Source organism: Klebsiella michiganensis (assembly GCF_015139575.1).
GTDB lineage: Bacteria > Pseudomonadota > Gammaproteobacteria > Enterobacterales > Enterobacteriaceae > Klebsiella > Klebsiella michiganensis.
Genome location: NZ_AP022547.1, coordinates 2,242,424 through 2,266,626 on the forward strand (window position 1 = coordinate 2,242,424; position 24,203 = coordinate 2,266,626).

Below are 24,203 nucleotides of genomic sequence, written 5' to 3' on the forward strand. Positions count from 1 at the left end.
TCAGCACACCGGAGTTGCCATGTCTTACAGTTGCCCACTTTGCCACGCGCCGCTTGAGCGCCGCGATAATAGCTTTATCTGCCCGCAGCGGCATCAGTTCGATCTGGCGAAGGAAGGGTACGTCAATTTACTGCCGGTGCAGTTTAAGCGCTCCCGCGATCCGGGCGACAGCGCTGAAATGATGCAGGCCCGGCGGGCGTTTCTCGATGCGGGTCATTATCAGCCGCTTCGCGACGCGATCTGCGCTTATCTGCACACCTTCGCGCCGACCGATTTACTGGACATCGGCTGCGGGGAAGGCTACTACACCCACGCTTTTGCCGCCATCGCCAGCCGCAGCTGGGGTCTGGACGTGTCGAAATCCGCTATCCGCGCGGCGGCAAAACGGTACCCGCAGGTCAACTTTTGCGTCGCCTCCAGCCAGCGTTTACCGTTTGAGGATGCAAGCCTGGATGCGATAGTACGTATTTACGCCCCCTGCAATGCCGTTGAGCTGGCGCGCGTTGTCCGCCCCGGCGGCTGGGTCATCACCGCGACGCCGGGGCCTCGTCACCTGATGGAGCTGAAAGGGTTGATATACGACGAAGTGCGTTTGCACGAGCAGAACGCGGAAGAGATGGCAGGGTTTACGCTACGTCACCAGCAGCAGCTGGCCTATCCGATGCAGCTTAACGGCAGCGAGGCGGAAGCTTTACTGCAAATGACGCCGTTTGCGTGGCGGGCTAAGCCGCCGGTTCGGGAAGCGCTGCGTCAACAGGTGGGATTTGACTGCCAGACCGATTTTGCCATTCACTGCTGGCAGCGCGACGCCTGAGGATCAGCCGGCGAAATGGCTCCAGAGGATCTGGGCGCCGATGCCAATCAGCACGATACCGCCGAGGATTTCCGCCCGTTTGCCGAGCAGCGGGCCGATAAAACGTCCCACCATCATACCGAGCGTCGACATTATCAGCGTGGCGCAGCCGATAGCCAGCGCGGTGGCGATAATGTTGACCTGCAGAAACGCCAGGCCAACGCCGACGGCCATGGCGTCAAGGCTGGTAGCGAATGCGGTGGTCACCAGCAGCCAGAAACCGTGGCGTCGCGGAGTTTCGCAGTCGTCGTCGTTGCCGCCGCGAAACCCTTCGATAACCATTCGACCGCCGAGAAACACCAGCAGCACAAAGGCAATCCAGTGGTTCCACTCAAGAACAAACTGGCTGGCAAGCATCCCCATTCCCCAACCGACCAGCGGCGTGAGCGTTTCGATAGCGCCAAAGATAAGACCCGTGCGCAGGGCTTCAGAAAATTTAGGTTTATGGAGAGTGGCGCCTTTGCCAATAGAGGCCGCGAAGGCGTCCATGGACATGCCGAAGGCAAGAAGAATTGTAGCGGATACATTCATGAGAGCGTCCTGACCGGGGATAATCCATATGACACATCGCCGCCCCCAGTAAAAATACGCAGCCCATCCTGAAGATGAGGCGCCGCGTACAGCAGCGATGCGTCTATGGTCTCGCCTGATTGAAGACGTTCTTCTTCAACCCGTACGTGCCACGTTTTGCAACGAGTATGTTGACACGTACATTTTCTGGCAGGCAGAAAATTGGCTACTCCCCAACGACGGGCGCAACCTTAACATAATTTTAGAATATAAAACAATAACAGAGTCAGGTTATTTTGCTAACCAAATGATAACGATTTTCATTTAAATTTAGAAGTGAATAATTCGTTAATAAATATCGGCGAATTAAACGAATGGAATATAGCCGCGGCTATATTCCATTCGCCGGGGAATGACAAAATATAGCGCAGGCTATATTTGTAACTCATTGAGTTGAAATGAGAAATTTGTATATTTTTTCCAGGTCGTCGATATTTTGTACGCGAATTAGCAGGCGACGCTGCTCTAATTGCATAACCAGCACGCCATCTTCCGATAAATTCATCTCTTTAATACGCTTATATTCGATCCAGATATTGGCGAAAAAAAAGCCTTCTTTTTTGAAGATGATTTTGGGTGAACGGATCCAGAAAAGATATAACCCCATCAAGGCCAGGGCAGATAATAGCCAGGTGGTGATAAGTTCGCCCTGGCTGGCAATATTGTTATAAATCAGGATAGCAATGAGGCCGACGAAGATAATGCCATCGACGCGATTGCGGCGGAGCAGGGGGATAGCCAGCAAAACGGGGCCATTGCGGCGCGGCATGATGAACTGATCGTAAATCGCAAACGCGAGCAGAACGAGAATAAACAGGATTAACACCAGGTCCGTGATTGTCATCCATCCTCCAAATAAAAAAGCCGGGGGCAAGCCCCCGGCGCACAGCGTGTAGATTACTGGCCCAGCAGGCCGACAGCGTAGCCCGCGATACCGATGACGAAGAAGCCAACGATGATCCACAGGGCGTTAACTTTCTTGCGCAGCAGCCACATACAGGCGAAGGTCAGCAGCAGCGGCACCAGGCCCGGCATCAGCTGGTCAAGGATAGTCTGCACGGTGGTTACGCGCGTCTGGCCATCCTGACCGGTGATGGTGGAAACCACCAGCGGGATGTTCACGTGCGTCCACTTGTTAACCAATGCCCCCATGACAAACAGGCCGAGAATTGACGCCCCCTCGGTCAGTTTCTGCAGGAAGCCGCCGCCCATATCTTTAACGATATCGATACCTTTACGGTAACCGTACGCTACGCCGTAATAACGGGTCAGCAGACGCACCGCGTTAAACAGGATAAAGAACAGCAGAGGCCCGAGCAGACTGCCGCTCATGGCGATACCTGCGCCCAGCGCGGCGAACACCGGACGAACGGTACCCCAGAAGATAGGGTCGCCCACGCCGGCCAGCGGGCCCATCAGACCAACTTTGATACCGTTGATAGCACCATCGTCGATCTCTGCGCCGTTAGCACGCTGCTCTTCCATCGCCAGCGTTACGCCGAGAACCGGCGCCGCAACGTAGGGATGGGTGTTAAAGAACTCAAGGTGACGTTTAATCGCCTGTTTACGCGCATCGTTGTTCTCCGGATACAGGCGACGAATAGCCGGCACCATGGAGAAGCAGAAGCCCAGCGCCTGCATACGTTCGAAGTTCCATGAACCCTGGAACAGGTTAGAACGAATGAACACGCCACGAATATCACTCTGAGTCAGTTTTTTCTCGGTGGTATTTTTAGTCATATCAACCATTTCGCTCACCTGTTAGTCCAGTTCGTTGTCGAGATCGTTATTACCAGCAGCCTGCACAGGCGCACCCGCTACGCGGTTGTATTTCGGGCTCAGCTGGATGTAGAGCACCGCCATCACGGTACCAATTACACCCAGAGCAACCAGGTTGAAATCGGTGAACGCGGCGGTCACAAAGCCCAGGTAGAAGAACGGCATCAGGTAGCCTGCGCGCATCATGTTGATGACCATCGCGTAACCGACGACCACGATCATGCCGCCCGCGATGTTCAGACCGCCGGTAACCACTTCTGGAATGGCGTTCAGCATACCCTGTACTTCGCTGGTGCCGACGGAAATCGCCACGATAACGGCAGGGATAGCGATACGCATGGCCTGCAGGAACAGCGATGAAACGTGTAGCCAGGATATGGCCGTCAGGTTTCCATTCTCCGCGGCCTTATCCGCCGCGTGCTGGAAGGCAACGGTGATGGTACGGACGATAATGGTCAAAACCTGGCCTGCCGCTGCCAGCGGGATTGCCAGCGCGATACCGGCACCGATGCTTTGATGGCCGGCGATAACCAGAACGGTAGAGATGATGGAAGCAAGGGCGGCATCCGGCGCAACGGCCGCACCGATGTTCATCCAGCCCAGGGCGATCATTTCCAGGGTACCACCGATAATAATACCGGTTTTCATATCCCCGAGAACGGCGCCAATCAGCGTACAGGCCACCAGAGGACGGTGGAACTGAAATTCATCAAGTACCGACTCCATACCCGCAATACACGCGACGATGAACACCAGCACAATCTGAAGAAAGGTAATCTCCATTGTACTTCTCCTGTTGATTAAGTCTTAAGTTGAAAATTGCGTTGCGATCCGCGGGGTGACTTATTTCACCTTGGCGATCAGATCCATCATTTTCAGTTTCTGGTCGGTGGAAACTTTGCGGGCCTCCAGTTCGATACCGCGGGCATTCAGCTTTTTGAACGCTTCGATATCTTTCTCATCGACCGAAATGGCGTTGTTCACCTGCGTTTTACCCTGGCGGAAAGCCATGCCACCGATGTTGACGCTGGTGATTTTCACACCGCCTTCAACCACGCGTTCAACGTCCGTTGGGTTAGTGAACAGCAGCATAATGCGCTCGCCTGCGTATTTGGGGTTGTTATAGACGCGGATCATTTTCGCGACGTCTACAACGTGGGCGGTAACGCCCGGAGGAGCAACCTGAGTCAGCAGCGTTTTACGTACGGTATCCGCCGCAACTTCGTCGCTGACGACGATAATGCGGGAAACGTTGGTTTCTTTAGTCCAGCGAGTGGCGACCTGGCCGTGGATTAAACGGTCATCGATACGCGCAAGTCCGATAACCATGTAGTCGTTTGGACCCATTGGCTTCAATGGCGCAGCCGCTTTCGGTGCAGCAGCCTGAACCGGAGCAGGGGCGGCCTTTTCCACCGGCTTCGCTTTCAGCGCCTTAACGCCTTCGCGACCGGTTTCTACCGCCAGGGCAACCAGCTCATCGAACGACGGGTTGTCGTCACGCGCCATCAGCGTTTCGACCAGCATCGGAATATTAACGCCCGCGATGACTTCATAATGTTCTTTATCGACGACAATGCGGCTGGCCGCGTTAAACGGGCTGCCTCCCCATGTATCGACGAGAAATAACACGCCTTTTGCTGTATCCAGCTTTGCCAACTGAGCGTTGTACTTTTCGATTAACGTTTCTGCGTTTTCGCCAGGGACGAAATCAATCCAGCCTACGTTTTCCTGTTCGCCCAGCAGCATTTCTGCCGTTTTTAACAGCTGTTCTGCAGCCCAACCATGTGTGCCTATTACAATAGCAATCGTCACTTGCTACCTCCTTTATAATCGTGAATGCATCATCTGTTCTGATACATCCTGAATCACTCTTGCGAACAAAATCGATTCAGTAAGGGTGTAAGATATAAAGTAATTACTACAGCGAATTATTTTAGACAGTGAAAAAATAATTAATGTGATGAAGCTCCGCTAATTATGCATCTGTTGGTAATTATTTTGCAGCGCAAAAAATAGTCTTAGCTATTGCAAAGACAGGTAAATTTTTTCCAATTATGCTCTATATTTTGCTATGTTTACGTTCCGTTTAATTACTCAGGAGTATAGGGCATAGCCCGCTATATGGACCGTCACCGACGTCTTTTCACCTTCCGGCACGCGTTTGCCGCCGCCACCTGCTACGTCTTTTCACCAGCAACAAGTGTCTCGTCTGTGCATGACACAGCGATGACTACGCCTGTCGTTAACTGGAGCTGCTCATGGAATTCTTAATGGATCCCTCTATTTGGGCCGGTTTGCTGACGCTTGTCGTCCTTGAAATCGTACTGGGTATCGACAACCTGGTGTTTATCGCCATCCTTGCCGACAAGCTGCCGCCAAAGCAGCGGGACAAGGCGCGCCTGATCGGCCTCTCGCTGGCGCTGTTTATGCGCCTGGGTCTGCTGTCGGTTATTTCGTGGATGGTGACCCTGACGAAACCGCTTTTCAGCGTTGCCGATTTCTCGTTTTCCGGACGCGATCTGATCATGCTGCTCGGGGGGATATTCCTGCTGTTTAAGGCGACCACCGAACTGCATGAACGGCTGGAGAACCGCCAGCATGACTCCGGTCATGGTAAAGGCTATGCCAGCTTCTGGGTGGTGGTACTACAAATCGTGGTACTGGACGCCGTGTTCTCGCTGGACGCCGTGATTACCGCGGTCGGGATGGTTAACCACCTGCCGGTGATGATGGCGGCGGTGGTGATCGCGATGGCGGTGATGCTGCTGGCTTCGAAGCCGTTGACTAATTTTGTCAACCAGCATCCGACGGTGGTAGTGCTCTGTCTGAGCTTCCTGCTGATGATCGGCCTGAGCCTGGTGGCTGAAGGTTTTGGTTTCCATATACCGAAAGGTTACCTGTACGCCGCGATTGGCTTCTCGATAACCATCGAGTTCTTTAACCAGATTGCGCGCCGTAACTTTATTCGTCATCAATCGACCCTGCCTCTGCGCGCGCGCACTGCCGATGCGATCCTCCGTCTGATGGGCGGGCGTAAGCAAAGCGCCGCGGCGCATGATAGCGATAGCGCGTCCGTCGTGCCGATCCCCGAAGGCGCGTTTGCGGAAGAAGAACGCTATATGATTAACGGCGTGCTGACCCTGGCCCAGCGTTCGTTGCGCAGCATTATGACCCCGCGCGGGGAAATTAGCTGGGTAAACGCCGAGCAAAGCGAAGAGGAAATTCGCCGTCAGCTGCTCTCTTCACCGCACAGCCTGTTCCCGGTCTGCCGCGGCGAGCTGGATGAAATCATCGGTATCGTGCGGGCGAAAGAGATGCTGGTGGCGCTGGAAGCGGGTGACAATGTTGCCGCTCTGGCTTCCGCCTCGCCGGCGATTGTGGTCCCGGAAACGCTGGACCCGATCAATCTGCTGGGCGTGCTGCGCCGCGCCCGCGGTAGCTTTGTCATCGTGACTAACGAGTTTGGCGTCGTACAGGGGCTGGTTACGCCGCTGGACGTACTGGAGGCGATTGCCGGCGAGTTCCCGGACGCTGACGAAACGCCGGAAATTGTCATCGACGGCGACGGCTGGCTGGTGAAAGGTTCAACCGACGTGCATGCGTTGCAGCAGGCGTTGGGGGTAGACGATCTGGTTGATGAGGACGAAGATATTGCCACGGTTGCCGGCCTGGTGATTGCCGTCAACGGCCATATTCCGCGTCCGGGCGACGTGCTTGAGCTATCACCTCTGCAGTTCACGATTGTTGAAGCCAACGACTATCGCGTCGATCTGGTACGCGTCGTCAAGCTGCGACAGTATAACGACGAAGAAGAGTAACGGCTGATGCCCGTCGGCCCTCGGGCCGACGGGCATTTTTAAGCGTTCAGCTCCCGACGCTTTTCCGCCGCCAGCCACTGCGGAAAGTCCTCTACCGGCATCGGCCGGGCGTAGTAAAATCCCTGCAATAAATCGACGCCGTTGCCGCGCAGATACTCTTCCTGATCCCGGGTCTCTACGCCTTCCGCGACCGTCACAATCTTCAGCCGATGGGCGAGAGCAATGATCATGTCGGTCACCGTTGCGTTGACGCTATCAATCCCAATTGCGCTGGTGAAGGATTTATCGATCTTCAATACATCAGGACGCAGCTTTTCCAGCCAGGAAAGGGAGCTGTTGCCGGTGCCGAAATCATCGATAGCCAGCTGCACCCCTTTGAAATGAAGATGCTCGGCCATATGGTGGTCGCCATCCTGAAGTACGTCGCGTTCGGTGAGCTCCACCACCAGCTGCTGTACCGGATGGGCGCTGAACCAGTAGTGATGCAGATCGCGCAGCAGTTCGCCGTTAGCGAAATGGCGGGCGGCGACGTTGATGCTGATGTGAAAATGTTTGTCCTGCGGAAAAAGGGCTAATTTGTGGGCCGTCTGGGAGATGACATAGCGGGTGAGGGGAACGATCAGATTATAACCTTCGGCTATGGGGATAAACACATCCGGCGAAATAGCGCCTCTGCGTGGATTATTCCACCGCAGCAGTATCTCCACGCCGCAGCACTGACGGGTGCGCAAGTCCTGCAGGGGCTGGCACCAAAGCGTGAACTCGTGGGCGGCAATACCGAGATTAATTTCCCGGGAAAAGCTCATTCTTCCCGCGGTCGCCAGCCAGGCGATGCCGGTCATTAACAGGCTGATTATCAGCGCCAGCGGCAGTTCGGCCGGTAGCTCATTGAGGGCGACCGCTGAGGCGCCCGGCCCGCTGACGTTAATGGTGAAGGGAAACTGCGTCGACGACTGGCGGTAGATGATTTGCTCGCCCGGCAAGGATTCCTGTTTAATCAGCCCGGAACCGCTAATAAAGCTTTTATCGCCAATGCTGAGGCCAATGCCGGTAATTAATGGCGATTTTGCGTTAAAAATTAACTCGCCCAGCAGCTCGATATTGATCACCAGCAGCACGCCGTCGGCGCCGCTAAGCGAAGCGGGATACCACTGGATAAGCACCGGCGTCCCTTTAAGCAGCGATGCGTCGTAGCTGAAGGTGAGCAGGGCGTGATTGGCGGGGAGCGCCGGCTGTAACTGGTGAACCGGAATATTTCGTTGGCCAAAAATACTCGAGCAATAGAGCAGGTCAGACTGGACCAGCGCGATGGAACGTACCGTTTGCAGCGATGCCGCCAGCTTACGTAACGTGAGGTGGACGTCCTGACAGGGATGGTTCACAAGTTGCAGCAGCGTGGCGTGCTGGGCCGCCAGGGGCCGCAGAATATTATCCATCGCGGCCACCATTTTATTGGTGCTGAGCTGGACGCGCTGCTGATTTAAGCTACGCTGCGAAATAAATCGTATCACTAATGTTGTCGTCAGGGTCAGTAGCGCGACCAGCAAGCAAACCAGGATACGTTTCCTGCGGTAGGTTGTGATAACTTTTTGTGCAGTCTGCATGCGCGACGCCCTGTCGGCTAAAAGTGTTAATGAGAGTAACAGCCGTTATAGAGCAAGTGTAGTGGGCGCAGATAATAATATAGCGTGGAAAAAGAAGAATGCGCCCGGGGGCGCATTCTGTAGGACACGGATTAGTCGCACTGAACTTTAATCGCCAGGCCGCCGCGCGACGTTTCCCGGTATTTGGCGTTCATGTCTTTACCGGTCTCGTACATGGTCTCAATGACTTTATCGAGCGAGACGCGCGGCTCGCTGGTGCGGCGCATGGCCATCCGGCTGGCGTTGATCGCTTTGACGGAGGCAATGGCGTTACGTTCGATGCACGGCACCTGTACCTGGCCGGCCACCGGGTCGCAGGTGAGGCCAAGGTTGTGCTCCATGCCGATTTCCGCCGCCACGCAGACCTGCTCGGGGCTGGCGCCAAGGATTTCCGCCAGGCCCGCAGCGGCCATCGAGCAGGCCACGCCCACTTCGCCCTGACAGCCCACCTCCGCGCCGGAAATGGACGCGTTCATTTTATACAGCGTGCCGATAGCCCCTGACGCCAGGAAGTAACGAATATAGATATCCGGGCTGACGGACTCGATAAAGTGGTCGTAGTAAGCCAGCACCGCCGGTACGATGCCGCAGGCGCCGTTCGTCGGTGCCGTCACCACGCGGCCACCGGCGGCGTTTTCTTCGTTGACCGCCAGCGCGAACATGTTGACCCAGTCCACCACGTTCATCGGATCGTGGGAGAGTTTATCGCTGGCAACCAGCATCCGCCGCAGCGCCGAGGCGCGACGAGGCACGCGCAGCGGGCCGGGCAGAACGCCTTCGGTATTCATTCCGCGATCGATACAGGCGCGCATGGTCTGCCAGATATTGGCAAAATAGTCTTCAATCTCTTTTTTGCTGTGCAGCGCCAGCTCATTCTGCATCACCATGCCGGAGAGCGACATGCCGGTCTCTTTGCAGTAGCCCAGCATTTCCTGAGCGGATTTAAACGGATAGGGTACGGCGAGTTCGCTGGCGCTCTCTTTGCCGAAATGCTCTTCATCGACGATAAAACCGCCGCCGATGGAGTAATAGGTTTTGCTGTAGATTTCTTTCTCGCCAGCCCAGGCATGAATGGTCATGCCGTTTTCATGCAGCGGCAGGTTGTCGCTGCGAAAACGCATGCCGTCATTCTGCGGGAAATCGACTTCATGCTGCCCCTGGGCCAGCAGCAGGCGACCGCGCGTTTCAACGTCGCGGATAAATGCCGGTATCGCGTCAATATCGACCGTATCGGGCTGATTGCCCGCCAGTCCCATAATAATGGCGATATCCGTATGGTGGCCTTTGCCGGTTAATGACAGTGAGCCGTAGACGTCAACCGCCACGCGCGTCACTTCATTAAGCAATCCCTTTTCGACCAGGTCATCGACGAACTGTTTACCGGCCTTCATCGGCCCTACAGTATGGGAAGATGAGGGGCCGATCCCCACCTTGAACATGTCGAATATACTAATCACGCTAACACTCCTGACAGGGTTGTCGCGGGTGCGACAACGATGTAATCACTGCGCATAGTGTAAGAGGGAACCGGGTCATCAGCTTATCTATTCACATGAATTAAACTAATGCATAACCCCGGATTTACTAATGCTGAGAACGCCGTCTCAGTTTGAGTATAGCTAAGGACGGGCGCCTATCTGTAGCGCCAGCTCGCGAATAATGCCGGCGGTCATTCCCCAGACAAAATAATGCTGGTACCAGGAGAGCCAGACGCGATGCGAATTGCCGCGGCGATGGATATCCAGCGGATGGTAGCGCCCCAGGCGCAGCGCTTCGGCCAGCGGCATTTCGAAGACCGCGGCCACTTCATCCTGGCTGGCGTGATAGTGCAAATTGGGTGGGATAATCCCTACCACCGGAGTAACCTGAAAGCCGGTCACGCTATCGACCGGCGGCAGAACGCCAATCACCTCAACCGACTCCGGCGGGATCGCCACTTCTTCCTGCGCTTCACGCAGCGCGGCGGCGATTAGCGTTGCATCGCTGTTATCTACCGCGCCGCCTGGGAAGGCCACCTGACCCGCATGCTTGCGCATCAGCGGCGAACGCTGGGTCAGCAGCAGCCCCGGCTGCGGGCGGCGAACTATCGGTACCAGCACAGCGGCCTGGCGCTGGTTGAGCGCGTGGCGCGTGGGCTGCGGACGCAGAAGCTGAAAACGTGAGAGGAAATCGTCAAGTTCGAGGGCGCTGTCCGCCATGTTCTAGCTCTCCAGTTGATGCAGGATACGATTAACTTTATCAAAAGTTTCCTGATATTCCGCTGACTCTTCGCTATCGGCCACAATTCCGCCGCCGGCGGAGCAGTAGAGGTGTCCCTGCCAGGCCGTCAGCGTACGGATAGTGATACTGGTATCCATGTTGCCGCAGAAGCTGAGATAGCCGATGCTGCCGCACCACGCGTTGCGCCGCTGCGGTTCCAGTTCATCGATGATCTCCATCGCTCTGACCTTCGGTGCGCCGGTGATTGAGCCGCCGGGAAAGGCCGCGCGCAGCAGGTCGGCGGCGTGCAGATGAGCGGGCAGCCTGGCGGTGACGGTGCTCACCAGATGATGCACGGCGGGGAAGGGCTCCACCACAAACAGCTCAGGAACGCGAACGCTACCGGGTACCGCAACCCGGCCAATATCGTTACGCATTAAATCGACGATCATCAGATTTTCGGCGCGGTCTTTTGGCGAGTTCGCCAGCTTTTGCGCCTGCAGCGCGTCCTGCTCAGGGTCGGTCAGCCTGGGTAATGTCCCCTTAATGGGCCGGGTCTGAATGTCGCCTTGCCGGAGCTGAATAAAACGCTCGGGCGACAGGCTTAATACAGTCCCTTCATCCAGGCGAATAAAGGCGCTGAACGGCGCGCGATTGGCGCGGTTAAGCTGACGGAAGGCCTGCCACTCATCCCCGCGATAGCTCGCCGTAAACCGCTGCGCCAGGTTGACCTGATAGCAGTCGCCGCTGTGCAGATAAGCCTGAATCTGGCGGAACTTCTCGCCATACTCCTCGCGGCTCATATTAGCGCGCCACGCTGAGGTCAGGGTAAAGGTTGCAGCGACAGGCGCTGTCTGTGCTTCCAGCCACGCCAGGCGCGCCTGCGGATCGTCATAGCTGAATAACGACACCTCCCGGCGATGATGATCGACGATTAACGCCCAGTCATAAATACCTACCGCCATATCCGGCAGTTCGATATCCGCGTCGGCCCGCGCCGGCAGATGTTCAAAACGACGACCCAAATCGTAGCCGAACAGTCCCAGCGCGCCGCCGAGAAACGGCAGATGCGGATGAGGCTGCGGCTGCAGGTTACATTGCGCCAGCTGCTGATGCACCAGCGTAAGCGGATCGGCGGCGGAGGTTGAGACGGTTTCCCCTTCGCGTAGGGTGGTCAGTTGACCGTGAGTCACCAGCGTGGCGCGCGGCTGGGCGACAATGATGTCAAAACGGTTATGCGCATGTTCGGCAAAACCGGAATGCAGCAGCATCGCCCAGGGCTGGGAACTCAACGGGCTAAAATAGTATTCAGCGGCATCCGGACGCCAGGGCAGGGAAATCATTGCGGGGGACAACATCGTCTTCTTCAATCCTGATCGTTACCGTCCGCTGGTATACGCGCGGACGGCGTGAAATAATTACGCCCCACAATGTAGCAGGAGTCAGTCATGTTTGCAGGTTTACCTTCGCTGAGCCACGAGCAGCAGCAAAAAGCAGTGGAACGAATTCAGGAGTTGATGTCGCAGGGCATGAGCAGCGGCCAGGCGATTGCTTTAGTGGCGGATGAACTGCGCGCCTCGCATACCGGGGATCGGATTGTGGCGCGCTTTGAGGATGAAGACGAGTAAATCCCCCGTTGCGATCAGATGCCGCTTTCCGGGAGCGGAAGGATCGCATCAGGTCGTTTCCCGGGATCGTCGTACAGCGTCACGTGCGTTACGCGATCGCCGCGCCAGAAGGTAATGTGCGTACCGGCTGGCGTATGATGCACATTCACCTCCGTCAGCGGCGCGCGGTTAGCGAAATCCCACAGGCAGACGAAACGCGCCTGCGGCAGGTGATTGCGCATCACCAGATAGCTGAGATCGCGAATCGCCGGGTTATCGGGCGCCAGCCCTTGCCAGAGTTCACCATCGCCGGAAAGCCAGAGCGCAACGGTGTCTTTGTCGCGCGCAAAGTGGCGCGGCTGGCAGCCGTTCAGCGGGGTCATGGTGGCATTGGCCATGTGCCGCAGCGGTCCGCTAAGCGAAAAAGGCTGCGGCGTACCGCTCTGGTCCAGCGCCCGCGCCGCCAGGTGCAGTGTCCAGTCAAGCTGCTGGCGATGCGGATTTTCCACGGTAGAGAGATCGATCAGTACCTCTTCAAGCCACAGCAGGCGACGGCGAAAGCGCACGCCTCGCCAGGCCGCCGCGTCCCACTCGACGCGGCTATGGCTGTTGAGCTCCGGCGGCGGCTTTCCCCAGTCAACCTCGCTATCCAGCCACAGAGAGTCGCTATCCATATGCCAGCCTAGCACCTGCGGATTGGCCGGAGGCTGGTTGGTCTGATTGACCGAAAGCGTATTATGGGTGGCGCTGTTTTTATAATAGTCATAGTGCATTTTCGCACCGTAGCCGGTGGTGCCCATATCCGTGAGCAGCCAGCCGTCGCGATGCCAGAGCATCAGCCCCAGCCTGTCGTAATGGTCGTGCTCGCCGCCCCAGGGGCTGTGCTTAATCAGCAGCGCCTGCTGCGGTCGCCGCCATAACGTCAGGCCGGCGCCGGGCGCAAACAGCGACTGCTGCGGGATCAGCGGCAGGGGCGTTTCCGGCAGGGGGCGTTCGCGCCACAGTAAGGTTTCACGCTCGTCGGGCGTCGTTTCGGTAAACTGCAGCACCGCGGCGTACTGCGGGTCACGCCAGATAAACCAGGCGAACTCGTAAAGATCCTGATGATTGAGCTTCTCCTGCCCGGCGAGGCAGTCATTAAGCCGCGGGAAGGTGCCGTCCGGCAGCAGCAGCGACAGCGGGAACGTCAGCATCGCCTGATACCACGGGCCGTCCAGCAGGCTCCAGCGGGTGCCGCGCGCCAGCTTCTCAAAGGCCAGAAACCCCTGCAGCGCGTAGTAGTGATAGTGAATGGAGCCTTCAAACCATAGCCCCTCCGCCAGCAGGCCATTTTCCAGCTGCCAGCGCAGGCCGTACGGTTGGTTCACGGCAAACTCCAGCAGCGTCTCATCTTCGAGGATGAAACCCAGTACGCCAAGCGCCGCGCTGATTTTAACCTCATGGTTATGGATCTGCGGGCTACGATGGTCGCGCAAAAACGCTGCCGCGCAGCGCAGCAGGTTTTCACTGATGTGCCGCTGCTCGCCGGGCGCCAGGCTGTCGCGAATGAAGTCATAACCCAGCGCCATTTCCAGAATGCAGTTGGCTTCGCACAGCGTCTGGGCGTTCATCTTGCCCGGTCCGTTGTTGGGAATATCGCCGTGGATCTCATAGCCGGGATAGACATCCGCGTAGCCCATCAGCAGCGTGCGAACTTTATCGCGATACGCCGTTTCGCCGGTCAGCCGCCATAACAGGCCAAGCTGCTGACAGGCGCTGGCGTTACGGCCATTCATCTCGCGCCACCATGCGCCATCCCACGGTTCACCGCTAAATATTTCCCCATCGACCGGGCAGGCATGCTGGTGGGGCGTATCCGCCCGCCACGCCAGGCGCACGCCGTGGTGCGGACAAAAGTAGTAGAGATTCCAGCTGGCGATCCCTGACTGCGGAATGCGAACCGCTGCATCTAATACCGGCTGAGCATCCTTCACCAGCCGTTCAAGCAGTCCGCTATTCGCGGCTGCACGTCCGACAATGTCGGGCCAGAGCCCGGAGAATTGTTTCATTAGCGGTTATCCCTGACCTCTGACGATGCGGAAAGCGGGGCGATGAGCGTAGTGATATCGTCGGGGTATTTCGCCCGCAGCCACTGCGCTTTGTCACGGAACAGCGAATCTTCCGGCCAGGCGTGCGCGGCGGTGGCGATATTGCGCAGCGCTTTCTTGTCATCCATTTTATCCAGGTCCTTCCAGAGCCACGGCGTATCGCTGTTAATAAACCCGGCGATGTACTGATAGCCTTTGCGCAGGCTATGGTCGTCGAGGGTGAAGTTCCAGATATCGACGCCCGCCTTCTCGCCGAGCCTTCCCAGGCGGTTGTAGGCTTCAAGGTTAAAATTGCTGTAGTGCCACGGGCGCGTGCGCTCCAGTTCGGCCATCTGGCGGCCTTCAATATCAAATTGTCCCGCAATACGCCGCAGCTGGGTGATGTACAGGCGCTTTTTCGCCTCGTCGATTTTCCCGCTGAACAGGGCGAAGGCGGCGGCCTGCATATCGAAATAGCTGCCGTGATTGTTATGCCAGTTCTCTTCTTCAAAGCCGTTCTGGCTGGTGGTCATCCAGTGATAATAGTCACCAAACCACTGCTTCAATGCGCTAACGTCGTTTTCGCTCAGCGCATCGGAGGATTGCAGCAGGGCGATGGCGTCAACGACGTCAACCAGCGCGCGGCTATCAATAATGCCGATACCGCGTCCGGTATTGATGCCGGGAATGGCCTGGGCATGCTGCAGGTTGGGGGTCATGCGCGTTTTGGGATCGAGGAACCAGGTCTTTAACTGCGCCGCCGCCTTTTGCGCGTAGCGATCGTCGTGAGAGAAGTACCACGCCAGCGCCAGCGTTGACACGTCGTTACTCATCTTCACCAGCCGGTTCTTATCGGTGGCGTCGCTATTGGCGTCAGGGTTGGTTTGCCCATCTTTGCGAATATAAGGAAGCCCGTCTTTGGTATCGGGATTCGGCCACCAGTAAGGCGGAAAGCTGTAGTAGTCGTGCTTATTGCCGCTGGCGGCGACCAGCGTTTTATCCATCACCGAGAACAGCGGATGATTGAGCGCCAGATCGGCTTTTTTTAGCAGCGCCGCTTGCGCCTGAACAAATAGCGGATCTTTCGCGGCGATCTGCTGCCGGCTAAAGGCTAAATCCTTTCCGTCTAGCGTGTACGGCTCGGCGGCATACGAGGCGGCGCTCAGGCCGGAACAAAACAGCGCAATGCCTAACAAACCTCGGCGAGGTATTGAGTTCATCGTGATAACCCTTCTGCAAATATGAGAAAAGATAACAACAGAATTATACCTGATGCGTATTTAAAGAACGCGTGAAACAGGCGGTGTAATTAAAAACAATATATTTAAATATTCGATGGCGAGCAGTGTAAAAGACAAAGTGATTTTTTTTGTGATGTCCTTCAAGTTTAACGTTTTGGATAAATAATGACGCTTTTAATGCAGTGTACATCACGTTTTTTGCCGTTTTTCTCTATTTTTTGAATCTTTTAACAAAATTAGTAAAATTATAATCAATTGATTTATATGATTATTTATTTTTTGTCACTTTTTTTGTCACTTCTCTGTGTGATCTGTCTCAATTTTCTTGTTTTTGAAACGCAATTTCTTTTTTATACGGTTGTATTGGGAAATACATTTCTATCTAATGAATGGAAATAATTCTTGCGCCAGCTGTATTAACGCCTGAGCGATATTCAAATTCTTTTACGTGTATTAATTGAGAATTTAATTACCTTTGTGCCCTACAATAAAGGATATGCCATCATGTCTGCCTGTAAATTACGTTCACTGTTACTTCTCACCGCACTCGGGCTCGGCGTTAGTCAAAGTTACGCCGCCACCACTCTCAACGTCTGGATCCGCGCCAGCAATGACTCGAAGAATATCTACAAACAGGAGGCGGAAAAATTTGAAGAAAAAACCGGTATCAAAATCGCGTATTTCAACGCCACCACCGACTTTGAACAGCGGCTGGCGCGCGCCACGGCGGGCAACGCCTTACCCGATTTGATTTTTAACGATGCGGCGTCGCTGGGGCAGTTCATCCAGCTGGGTATTGCCGAAGAAATTGACCCGCAGGCGATCGCGGGCGGCGACCAGCTATTCCAGACGGCATGGAAGAGTACCCGCTATATCGACGGTAAGTATTACGGCGTGCCGACCTCGGCGCAAACTTTCGCGCTCTTCGTGCGTAAAGACTGGCGTGAAAAACTGGGGCTGCCGCAGCCTAAGAGCTGGGATGATATCCAGACGCTGGCGAAAGCCTTCACCACTCAGGATCCCGATGGTAACGGCAAAAATGATACCTACGGCTTTATCGTTCCCGCTTCCACGACGCGCGGCTACGCCAGCTGGTTTATGAGCAGCTTTATCTGGCAGGCGGGTGGTGATTTCGTTAAAGAAGAGAACGGAAAATTCAGCGCTTCGCTCAATACGCCGGAAGTGGCTCAGGCGATGACCTTTATGCGCACCATGATGTGCGACAAAGTCACCCAGCCGGGCGCGATTAACGCCACCACCGCCGACGTTATTCCCTCCTTCCGCTCCGGGCAAAGCGGCATGTTCTTCAGCGGGCCGTACCATATCGCGCTGTTCGATAAAGACCCCGGTAAAGACAACTTCGAAGTGATCCCGGTGGCGGGGCCGAAAGGCGAAGCCACCCTCGCCGAGGGCACCACGGTCTTTATGATGAAGAGCAGCATACAGAAAGAGGCGGCGCGAAAATTTATCGAATTTATGATCTCTGCGGAAGGCCAGGAGATCGGCATGGGTAAAGGCAGCCAGCATATTCCGGTAGTGCGTCTGCCGGTGAATAAGAACGTCGACGTCAAAGCCGTGTATCAGGACGCGCGCTGGGAAACTTTCGCCAGACTTTACAATGAACAGGGACGCTACGTGCCGCAAATTCCCAACTGGACGCCGGTGCGCCAGGTGGTTGCCGACGGTTTTAACCGGATTTTTGCCGACTGCGGCAGCGATATTCCCGGCGAGCTGAAGACGCTCGACGGCAAGGTGAACGCTGAGCTGAAAAAACAAAATGTGCTGGCTAACTGAGGACATAGGTTATGACGCTGCATGAGACGAAGTCCTCGCCGATAAAGCAGGCCGCTTCGCCTGACTCGACCGGATGGCTGAGCGCAAAGCGTAAGCGGGCGCTGATCCCGTGGCTGTTTTTAGCGCCTGCGCTGATTATTTTTAGCTGGTTTAAGTTTATCCCGATGATTCAGGGTCTGGTGATGAGCTTTTACAAGGTTAACTTTAATCAGCCCAACGAGTGGGTGGGGCTCGATAACTTCACCCGCGCTTTTGCCGACGCAGAGCTGCACGCGGCGGTGGTGAATACCCTGCTTTACGTGGTGGTAACGATGTTCGCCGCGGCTATCCTGGCGTTTTTCCTCGCCATGCTGCTGGAAGGCCCGGCGCGCCATCTGCGCTTTATTCGAACCGCCATCTTTTTACCGGCGGTTACCAGCGCGGCGATCGTCGCCGAAATGTGGCGCATTTTGTTTAACCCGACGCCCAACGGCGTGGTTAACCACATCCTCAGCTGGTTTGGCGTCGCCGACCAGGGCTTTCTTGCCAGCTCCGATCAGGCGCTGGGCGTCATCATGCTGCTGCATATCTGGAAAGCGGTGCCCTACAACATGGTGATCTTTATTGCCGGCCTGGCGGGAATCAGCCGCGATTTATACGATGCGGCGAACGTCGACGGCGCCAGCTGGTGGAACCGCCTGCGCTACGTCACGCTGCCCGGCATGATCCCGGCGCTCTCGGTGGTACTGATGCTCTCCTTCATTCGTGGTTTCCGCGTGTTTGCCGAGGTGTACGCCACCACCGGCGGGGGACCTTCTAACGCCACGGAAATGGTCATGACCCACATCTACAAGCTGGGCTTTGAGCAGTTTGACTATGGCTACGCTTCGGCGGTGTCGTTCCTGCTGTTCACCTTCACGGTTATCTTAACCCTCTGTCATCTGACGCTGAAAAAACGTATCGCCCGTTACTAAGGAGCCGCGATGTTAAGCAAACGTTGGGATACAGCAGGGCGCTGGTGCATCTACGCGCTGCTGCTGATTGTCTTTGTCGGGCCGTTCTGGGGCATCGTCGCCACGGCATTCAGCGGCGCGCCGGTGAAGCCGGGCGAGCTGCTGGCCTGGCCGCATCAGTTCTCGTTGGAAAACTTCATCTTCGCGTGGATGGATATCGGCGTCTGGCAGTATCTGCTGAACTCCATTCTGGTGGTGTTCTTCGGCACCATTCTGCAGGTGTCGGTCAGCGCGCTGGCGGCGTACGCCCTGGCGCGGAAGAAGTTTCGCGGCGTAGCGCTGGTGAGCCTGGTGATTTTGTCCACCATGATGCTGCCGGAAGAGGTCATCGCCATTCCGCTGTACATGATTATCAACTGGCGGCTGCCGCTGATCGACGCCTCGCTCTACAACAGCTATCTCGGAATGATTTTACCGGTCGTCGGCTGGGCGTTCTCCATCTTTGTCCTGACCGAATTTATGTCAGCGATACCGAAAGAGCTGGAGGAGGCGGCGCGGATTGACGGCGCGAACGAATGGCAGATTTTCTTCCACGTCATTCTGCCGCTGGTAAAACCGGCGCTCGGCACGGTGGTGACCTTCGGCTTTATTATGATTTGGGACCAGTACCTGCTGCCGCTGATTGTGGTCAACCAGGACAGCCTGAATACCATTCCGGTGATCCTCGGCACGCTGCGTACCGATGAGAGTATCACGCCGAACATTTTTATCGCCATTACGCTGCTGGCGATGCTGCCCAGCATCATCGTCTATCTGGGTCTGCAAAAACATTTCAATCGCGGGATTATGTCCGGCGCGGTCAAAGGATAAGGGGTTAACGATGGGATCGGTTGTATTAAATAGCGTGCGCAAATCATACGGGGATGCCCACGTCATTAAAGATGTGTCGCTGACGATTCCGGACGGCGAGTTCTGCGTCCTCGTTGGCCCCAGCGGCTGCGGCAAATCCACGCTGCTGCGCATGATTGCCGGGCTGGAGGAGATCTCCGGCGGCGAAGTGCATATCAACGAGCGTAACGTCACCGAGGTGGAGCCGAAGCTGCGCGACATTGCGATGGTGTTCCAGAGCTATGCGCTCTACCCGCAGATGACGGTGCGTGAAAATATGGGCTTTGCCCTGAAGATGGCTAAGCTGCCGAAAGCGGAAATCAGCCAGAAGGTGAATGAAGCGGCGGCGCTACTCGGGCTGGAGCCGCTGCTGGAGCGCCTGCCCAAAGATCTCTCCGGCGGCCAGCGCCAGCGCGTGGCGATGGGGCGGGCGATCGTGCGTAAGCCGCAGGTGTTCTTGTTCGATGAACCGCTCTCCAACCTTGACGCCAAGCTGCGAACCCAGGTACGCGGTGAGATCCGCGAACTGCATCGTCGGCTGAAAACCACCTCGGTGTACGTCACCCACGATCAGATTGAAGCCATGACCATGGGGCAGATGATTGTGGTGCTGCGCGACGGGCGAATAGAGCAGGCGGGGACCCCGCTGGAACTGTACGACCGGCCGGCGAATCTGTTTGTCGCCGGGTTTATCGGCTCGCCGGAGATTAACCAGCTGCCGGGCGTCGTGGTCTTGAACGGTAGCGCCACCAGCCTGCGTCTGAAAGATGGCTCCCTGCTGGCTTTGCCCGCCGGTTTACGGGTCACCGACGGCCAGCAGGTGGTGTACGCCATTCGCCCCGAACAGGTCAACGTGGTTCATGAAGCGCGGGACGATGCGCTGGCGGCGAAGGTGACGGCGGTGGAGAACACCGGCTCGGATATGCAGCTCTTCTGCGATACCGGCGGCGGGGCGTTTACATCGGTGTTCAAACAGCGTCTGGCCGTAAAAGAGGGCGATAAGATCTGGCTGCAGCCGAAGCTCGCCGGCGTGCACCTGTTCGATGCGCAAAGCGGCCAGCGCATAGCCTGCCGGGAGGGAAATTAAGGTGGCGATGAAGCTGTACACCCTTGACGAAACCTGCCTGGAAAACGCCCGGGCGGGCCTGAAGCAGCCCTTCTCGCCGCTGCAGCTGGCGCTAAGCAAGCTGGTATCGGAGGCGGATATCCTGCGTCGGGAAGCGCCGGAAAGCGTGGTACATAAAAAGCTGCGCCCGGCGAGCGGCGACGCGCACGATTACTACAGCCTGGGGACCTACTGGTGGCCAAACCCGCGGCGGCCCAACGGGCTGCCCTATATTCGCCGCGACGGGCATATTAATCCGCAGTGTGAGAACAACGACACGGATACCTCGCGCATTATCCGCATGTGCGAACGGTGCCTGACCCTCGGGCTGGCGTGGTACTTCACCGGTCAGCGCCAGTACGCGCAGGCGGCGGCTGCGCAGATCCGCTGCTGGTTCCTTGATGCGGAAACGCGGATGAACCCGCATCTGAACTATGGCCAGGCGATCCCGGGGATTGTTTCCGGTCGCGGTACCGGGCTTATCGATACCCGCTTAATGTGGATGGTGGTGGACACCATCGGTTTGATTAACGCGGCGAGCGTGCTTGATACCGACGATATCATCGGCCTGCACCAGTGGTTCCGCGACTTTAACCACTGGATGTACTACAGCGACATCGGCCACTCTGAGTACGTCTGGCACAACAACCACGGCACCTGGTACGACGCTCAGCGGACGGTTAACGCGCTATTTTATGGCGATAAAGGGCTGGCGGCGCGGATCATCGAGCAGGGGATCACCCAGCGGATGGCGGCGCAGATTGACCAGGACGGCAGGCAGACGATGGAGCTGGAACGTACCATTCCGTTCCACTACTCGCTGTTTAATCTGGAGGCGCATCTGCTGCTCAACCGCTACGCCGAACACGTTGAGTTCGATCGATGGAACGCCATCCGCGATGGGCGAGGCGTGAAGCAAGGGATTGATTACCTGGTGCCGTTTATCCGGGAACCGGATCTCTGGCCCTACAGCGACCTGCAGGGAATCGTGTGGGATAGCGCGCTGCGCGTGCTGTTGCAGTCAGTGCGGGGCTATGCAAAACAATCTGCCAGCTATCGTGAAGCGCTGAAATGTGTGCCGCAGGAGACGCTGCAGTTGAAGGAACAGCTGATGTGGTGTCCGGGCTGATAGAACAATGCTTCTTCCCTCGCGACGGCGCTGTGCCCGATCGGCCTGGCTGCTATGTAGCCCGGATAAGGCGTTTACGCCGCTATCCGGGGAATGCGCCGGATAACGGCTTTGGCGCGGCTTCTTCCCGGGCGGCGCTACGCTTGCCCGGGCTACGGGGCCACGGCTGTCTTACACGGCGGCGATGATTTTAATCTCGACTTTGTACTTCGGATTCATCAGCTTCGCCTGCACCGTACAGCGCACCGGGGCATGACCGGCGACGACCCACGCATCCCAGGCCTGGTTCATTGCCGCAAAGTCTGCGCCGTCGGCAAGAAAAATCGTCGCATCAAGAATACGCGACTTGCTGCTGCCCTGTTTCTCCAGCACGGCGTCAATCTGCGCCAGGGTATCGGCGGTTTGCGCGCAGGCATCGGCATCAAGGTTGGACGGCACGCCGGTGTAGTACAGCGTCTGGTTGTGAATCACCACATCAGACCAGCGGGCTTCGGCATCAATACGCGTAATGGTCATGTTTATTTCCTCTTTGTTCCGGTTCATTAAGCTGCGGCAAGACTGCCATAATGTTTCACCTGCGTCACTACCCGCACTGGCGAAAACGACTCCACCCTGACATAATCACTGTCCAAATAACCAGGGGGTAATGTGATCGACGATTTTGCAGCAGACGGCCAGCTGGCCAGCGCGATTGCGGGATTTAAACCACGCGAGCCGCAGCGTCAGATGGCTTTCGCCGTCGCCAGCGCGATTGAAGAAACCCGTCCGCTGGTGGTTGAGGCGGGGACCGGGACCGGGAAAACCTACGCCTACCTGGCGCCTGCGCTCCGCGCCAATAAGAAAGTCATTATCTCCACCGGCTCGAAAGCGCTACAGGATCAGCTCTACAGTCGGGATTTACCCACTGTCGCCAAAGCGCTGAAGTACACCGGTAAGCTGGCCCTGCTGAAAGGGCGTTCGAACTACCTATGCCTGGAGCGGCTGGAACAGCAGGCGCTCGCCGGCGGCGACCTGCCGGTACAAACCCTCAGCGATGTCATTCTGCTGCGCTCGTGGTCTAACCAGACCATCGATGGCGATATCAGCACCTGCGTTAGCGTGGCCGAAGATTCCCAGGCCTGGCCGCTGGTCACCAGTACCAACGATAACTGCCTCGGCAGCGACTGCCCGTTATATAAAGACTGTTTTGTGGTGAAGGCGCGGAAAAAGGCGATGGATGCTGACGTGGTCGTCGTCAACCACCATCTGTTCCTCGCCGATATGGTGGTCAAAGAGAGCGGATTTGCCGAGCTGATTCCCGAAGCGGAAGTGATGATCTTCGACGAAGCGCATCAGCTACCGGACATCGCCAGCCAGTACTTCGGCCAGTCGCTCTCCAGCCGCCAGCTGCTGGACCTGGCGAAAGATATCACCATTGCTTATCGCACCGAACTCAAAGACACCCAGCAGCTGCAGAAATGCGCCGACCGCCTGGCCCAGAGCGCGCAGGATTTTCGCCTGCAGCTGGGGGAACCCGGCTATCGCGGCAACCTGCGCGAGCTGCTGGCGGATAACAACATTCAGCGCGCGCTGCTGCTGCTTGATGATGCGCTCGAACTCTGTTACGACGTGGCAAAGCTGTCGCTGGGCCGCTCGGCGCTGCTCGACGCCGCCTTTGAGCGGGCCACCGTCTACCGCGGCCGCCTGAAGCGGCTTAAAGAGACCAACCAGCCCGGCTTTAGCTACTGGTATGAGTGCACTTCGCGTAATTTTACTCTGGCGCTGACCCCGCTGACGGTGGCGGATAAGTTTAAAGAGGTGATGGCGCAAAAATCGGGGAGCTGGATTTTTACCTCGGCGACGCTCTCGGTCAATGACGATTTGCACCACTTTACCGATCGCCTGGGGATTGGCGAAGCGCAAACCCTGCTGCTGCCCAGCCCCTTTGATTATGCCCATCAGGCGCTGCTGTGCGTACCGCGCAATTTACCTTTGCCGAACCAGCCCGGCGCGGCGCGCCATCTGGCGGCGATGCTCAAACCGCTGATTGAGGCCAACGACGGGCGCTGCTTTATGCTCTGCACCTCGCACGCCATGATGCGCGATCTGGCGGAACAGTTCCGCGCCACCATGACGCTGCCGGTGCTCCTGCAGGGAGAAACCAGCAAAGGTCAGCTTTTGCAGCAGTTCGTCAGCGCCGGAAATGCGCTGCTGGTGGCGACCAGCAGCTTCTGGGAAGGGGTGGACGTGCGCGGCGATGCGCTTTCGCTGGTGATTATCGACAAACTGCCGTTCACCTCGCCGGACGATCCGCTACTCAAAGCGCGGATGGAAGATTGTCGCCTGCGCGGCGGCGATCCTTTTGACGAGGTCCAGCTACCGGACGCGGTGATTACCCTTAAACAGGGGGTGGGGCGCCTGATTCGCGACATCGACGATCGCGGGGTACTGGTTATCTGCGACAACCGTCTGGTGATGCGTCCCTACGGCGCGGTCTTCCTCGCGAGCCTTCCGCCTGCGCCGCGCACGCGCGATATCCGCCGGGCGGTGCGTTTTCTTGCGGTGCCGCCGGCGAGGTAATCCGGCGCAAAATGTGGTAA

Annotated in this window: 21 protein-coding genes and 1 riboswitch; of the genes, 9 read left to right on the forward strand and 12 right to left on the reverse strand. The window is 56.9% G+C overall.

The features are described from left to right. The first annotated feature begins 19 nt into the window (after window positions 1-19). Complete coding sequence (rlmA, locus tag JLG71_RS10635) at window positions 20-814, forward strand: 23S rRNA (guanine(745)-N(1))-methyltransferase (protein ID WP_014838813.1); 795 nt, start codon at window positions 20-22, stop codon at window positions 812-814. A gap of 3 nt (window positions 815-817) precedes the next feature. Here the strand turns inward: rlmA and mntP are convergent, their stop codons facing one another. From mntP to manX, 5 genes are all read right to left on the reverse strand, one after another. After that, on the reverse strand, window positions 818-1,384 hold the full coding sequence (gene mntP / locus JLG71_RS10640) for a manganese efflux pump MntP (protein ID WP_014229818.1): 567 nt from the start codon (window positions 1,382-1,384) through the stop codon (window positions 818-820). 70 nt (window positions 1,385-1,454) lie between these two features. Further along, window positions 1,455-1,610: riboswitch (yybP-ykoY riboswitch) on the reverse strand. A 198-nt stretch (window positions 1,611-1,808) separates the two neighbouring features. Next, window positions 1,809-2,267, reverse strand: coding sequence for a DUF986 family protein (locus JLG71_RS10645; RefSeq protein ID WP_200914200.1), 459 nt, complete (start codon window positions 2,265-2,267; stop codon window positions 1,809-1,811). A gap of 53 nt (window positions 2,268-2,320) precedes the next feature. Then, complete coding sequence (locus tag JLG71_RS10650) at window positions 2,321-3,172, reverse strand: PTS mannose transporter subunit IID (RefSeq protein WP_004103307.1); 852 nt, start codon at window positions 3,170-3,172, stop codon at window positions 2,321-2,323. 12 nt (window positions 3,173-3,184) lie between these two features. After that, window positions 3,185-3,985, reverse strand: a complete 801-nt coding sequence (gene manY, locus JLG71_RS10655; RefSeq protein ID WP_004103305.1) for a PTS mannose transporter subunit IIC — start codon at window positions 3,983-3,985, stop codon at window positions 3,185-3,187. Between the two features lie 60 nt (window positions 3,986-4,045). Further along, window positions 4,046-5,014, reverse strand: coding sequence for a PTS mannose transporter subunit IIAB (gene manX / locus JLG71_RS10660; protein ID WP_004103303.1), 969 nt, complete (start codon window positions 5,012-5,014; stop codon window positions 4,046-4,048). A 446-nt stretch (window positions 5,015-5,460) separates the two neighbouring features. On the opposite strand from manX, the gene yoaE reads away from it, so the two are divergent. Further along, window positions 5,461-7,020, forward strand: coding sequence for a CNNM family cation transport protein YoaE (gene yoaE, locus JLG71_RS10665; RefSeq protein ID WP_004852040.1), 1,560 nt, complete (start codon window positions 5,461-5,463; stop codon window positions 7,018-7,020). 38 nt (window positions 7,021-7,058) lie between these two features. Here the strand turns inward: yoaE and JLG71_RS10670 are convergent, their stop codons facing one another. From JLG71_RS10670 to pabB, 4 genes are all read right to left on the reverse strand, one after another. Then, complete coding sequence (locus JLG71_RS10670; RefSeq protein WP_064391889.1) at window positions 7,059-8,624, reverse strand: EAL domain-containing protein; 1,566 nt, start codon at window positions 8,622-8,624, stop codon at window positions 7,059-7,061. 131 nt (window positions 8,625-8,755) lie between these two features. After that, entirely contained in the window at window positions 8,756-10,120 is a 1,365-nt protein-coding gene (gene sdaA / locus JLG71_RS10675) for an L-serine ammonia-lyase (protein ID WP_014229814.1), read from the reverse strand. Between the two features lie 162 nt (window positions 10,121-10,282). Next, entirely contained in the window at window positions 10,283-10,861 is a 579-nt protein-coding gene (locus JLG71_RS10680; protein ID WP_004852034.1) for a CoA pyrophosphatase, read from the reverse strand. 3 nt (window positions 10,862-10,864) lie between these two features. After that, window positions 10,865-12,220 carry an aminodeoxychorismate synthase component 1 gene (pabB, locus tag JLG71_RS10685; RefSeq protein ID WP_200914202.1) on the reverse strand — a complete coding sequence of 452 codons (1,356 nt, stop codon included), beginning with the start codon at window positions 12,218-12,220 and terminating at the stop codon, window positions 10,865-10,867. A 90-nt stretch (window positions 12,221-12,310) separates the two neighbouring features. Between pabB and JLG71_RS10690 the strand changes: the two genes are divergently transcribed. Continuing rightward, window positions 12,311-12,490: a YoaH family protein gene (locus JLG71_RS10690; protein WP_004103292.1), complete on the forward strand. Its 180-nt coding sequence runs from the start codon at window positions 12,311-12,313 to the stop codon at window positions 12,488-12,490. Between the two features lie 14 nt (window positions 12,491-12,504). On the opposite strand, the gene JLG71_RS10695 is transcribed toward JLG71_RS10690, so the two are convergent. Both JLG71_RS10695 and JLG71_RS10700 read right to left on the reverse strand, forming a co-directional pair. Continuing rightward, window positions 12,505-14,517: a heparinase II/III domain-containing protein gene (locus JLG71_RS10695; protein WP_116279947.1), complete on the reverse strand. Its 2,013-nt coding sequence runs from the start codon at window positions 14,515-14,517 to the stop codon at window positions 12,505-12,507. Continuing rightward, window positions 14,517-15,755, reverse strand: coding sequence for an alginate lyase family protein (locus JLG71_RS10700; RefSeq protein WP_134898290.1), 1,239 nt, complete (start codon window positions 15,753-15,755; stop codon window positions 14,517-14,519). The genes JLG71_RS10695 and JLG71_RS10700 overlap by 1 nt, the downstream gene beginning before the upstream one ends. A 525-nt stretch (window positions 15,756-16,280) precedes the next feature. Here JLG71_RS10700 and JLG71_RS10705 point away from each other — a divergent pair. The 5 genes from JLG71_RS10705 to JLG71_RS10725 are packed head-to-tail and all read left to right on the forward strand — an operon-like array spanning window position 16,281 to window position 21,624. Further along, the gene (locus JLG71_RS10705) at window positions 16,281-17,570 is read left to right on the forward strand and encodes an ABC transporter substrate-binding protein (protein WP_025106146.1); all 1,290 of its coding nucleotides are present in this window, start codon (window positions 16,281-16,283) and stop codon (window positions 17,568-17,570) included. Window positions 17,571-17,581: 11 nt separating this feature from the next. Beyond that, window positions 17,582-18,523, forward strand: coding sequence for a carbohydrate ABC transporter permease (locus JLG71_RS10710; RefSeq protein WP_025106147.1), 942 nt, complete (start codon window positions 17,582-17,584; stop codon window positions 18,521-18,523). 9 nt (window positions 18,524-18,532) lie between these two features. Further along, a complete protein-coding gene (locus tag JLG71_RS10715) occupies window positions 18,533-19,372 on the forward strand; it encodes a carbohydrate ABC transporter permease (protein ID WP_200914204.1) in 840 nt (279 codons plus the stop codon). Between the two features lie 10 nt (window positions 19,373-19,382). Further along, complete coding sequence (locus tag JLG71_RS10720; RefSeq protein WP_014229809.1) at window positions 19,383-20,477, forward strand: ABC transporter ATP-binding protein; 1,095 nt, start codon at window positions 19,383-19,385, stop codon at window positions 20,475-20,477. Window positions 20,478-20,484: 7 nt separating this feature from the next. Continuing rightward, window positions 20,485-21,624, forward strand: coding sequence for an alginate lyase family protein (locus tag JLG71_RS10725; protein WP_014229808.1), 1,140 nt, complete (start codon window positions 20,485-20,487; stop codon window positions 21,622-21,624). A 171-nt stretch (window positions 21,625-21,795) separates the two neighbouring features. Here the strand turns inward: JLG71_RS10725 and JLG71_RS10730 are convergent, their stop codons facing one another. Then, complete coding sequence (locus tag JLG71_RS10730; protein WP_004113724.1) at window positions 21,796-22,140, reverse strand: RidA family protein; 345 nt, start codon at window positions 22,138-22,140, stop codon at window positions 21,796-21,798. A gap of 132 nt (window positions 22,141-22,272) precedes the next feature. On the opposite strand from JLG71_RS10730, the gene JLG71_RS10735 reads away from it, so the two are divergent. Continuing rightward, on the forward strand, window positions 22,273-24,183 hold the full coding sequence (locus JLG71_RS10735; protein WP_187227971.1) for an ATP-dependent DNA helicase: 1,911 nt from the start codon (window positions 22,273-22,275) through the stop codon (window positions 24,181-24,183). Window positions 24,184-24,203: the final 20 nt, after the last annotated feature.

What these genes read in the sequence shown, in the direction of transcription:
- JLG71_RS10715 (WP_200914204.1), top strand. Translation starts at nt 18,533, where the DNA reads ATGTTAAGCAAACGTTGGGATACAGCAGGGCGCTGGTGCATCTACGCG.
- JLG71_RS10645 (WP_200914200.1), bottom strand. Translation starts at nt 2,267, where the DNA reads ATGACAATCACGGACCTGGTGTTAATCCTGTTTATTCTCGTTCTGCTC.
- yoaE (WP_004852040.1), top strand. Translation starts at nt 5,461, where the DNA reads ATGGAATTCTTAATGGATCCCTCTATTTGGGCCGGTTTGCTGACGCTT.
- JLG71_RS10650 (WP_004103307.1), bottom strand. Translation starts at nt 3,172, where the DNA reads ATGGTTGATATGACTAAAAATACCACCGAGAAAAAACTGACTCAGAGT.
- JLG71_RS10670 (WP_064391889.1), bottom strand. Translation starts at nt 8,624, where the DNA reads ATGCAGACTGCACAAAAAGTTATCACAACCTACCGCAGGAAACGTATC.
- JLG71_RS10690 (WP_004103292.1), top strand. Translation starts at nt 12,311, where the DNA reads ATGTTTGCAGGTTTACCTTCGCTGAGCCACGAGCAGCAGCAAAAAGCA.
- JLG71_RS10730 (WP_004113724.1), bottom strand. Translation starts at nt 22,140, where the DNA reads ATGACCATTACGCGTATTGATGCCGAAGCCCGCTGGTCTGATGTGGTG.
- JLG71_RS10680 (WP_004852034.1), bottom strand. Translation starts at nt 10,861, where the DNA reads ATGGCGGACAGCGCCCTCGAACTTGACGATTTCCTCTCACGTTTTCAG.
- JLG71_RS10710 (WP_025106147.1), top strand. Translation starts at nt 17,582, where the DNA reads ATGACGCTGCATGAGACGAAGTCCTCGCCGATAAAGCAGGCCGCTTCG.
- JLG71_RS10695 (WP_116279947.1), bottom strand. Translation starts at nt 14,517, where the DNA reads ATGAAACAATTCTCCGGGCTCTGGCCCGACATTGTCGGACGTGCAGCC.
- JLG71_RS10720 (WP_014229809.1), top strand. Translation starts at nt 19,383, where the DNA reads ATGGGATCGGTTGTATTAAATAGCGTGCGCAAATCATACGGGGATGCC.
- rlmA (WP_014838813.1), top strand. Translation starts at nt 20, where the DNA reads ATGTCTTACAGTTGCCCACTTTGCCACGCGCCGCTTGAGCGCCGCGAT.
- pabB (WP_200914202.1), bottom strand. Translation starts at nt 12,220, where the DNA reads ATGTTGTCCCCCGCAATGATTTCCCTGCCCTGGCGTCCGGATGCCGCT.
- JLG71_RS10700 (WP_134898290.1), bottom strand. Translation starts at nt 15,755, where the DNA reads ATGAACTCAATACCTCGCCGAGGTTTGTTAGGCATTGCGCTGTTTTGT.
- JLG71_RS10725 (WP_014229808.1), top strand. Translation starts at nt 20,485, where the DNA reads ATGAAGCTGTACACCCTTGACGAAACCTGCCTGGAAAACGCCCGGGCG.
- JLG71_RS10705 (WP_025106146.1), top strand. Translation starts at nt 16,281, where the DNA reads ATGTCTGCCTGTAAATTACGTTCACTGTTACTTCTCACCGCACTCGGG.
- manY (WP_004103305.1), bottom strand. Translation starts at nt 3,985, where the DNA reads ATGGAGATTACCTTTCTTCAGATTGTGCTGGTGTTCATCGTCGCGTGT.
- mntP (WP_014229818.1), bottom strand. Translation starts at nt 1,384, where the DNA reads ATGAATGTATCCGCTACAATTCTTCTTGCCTTCGGCATGTCCATGGAC.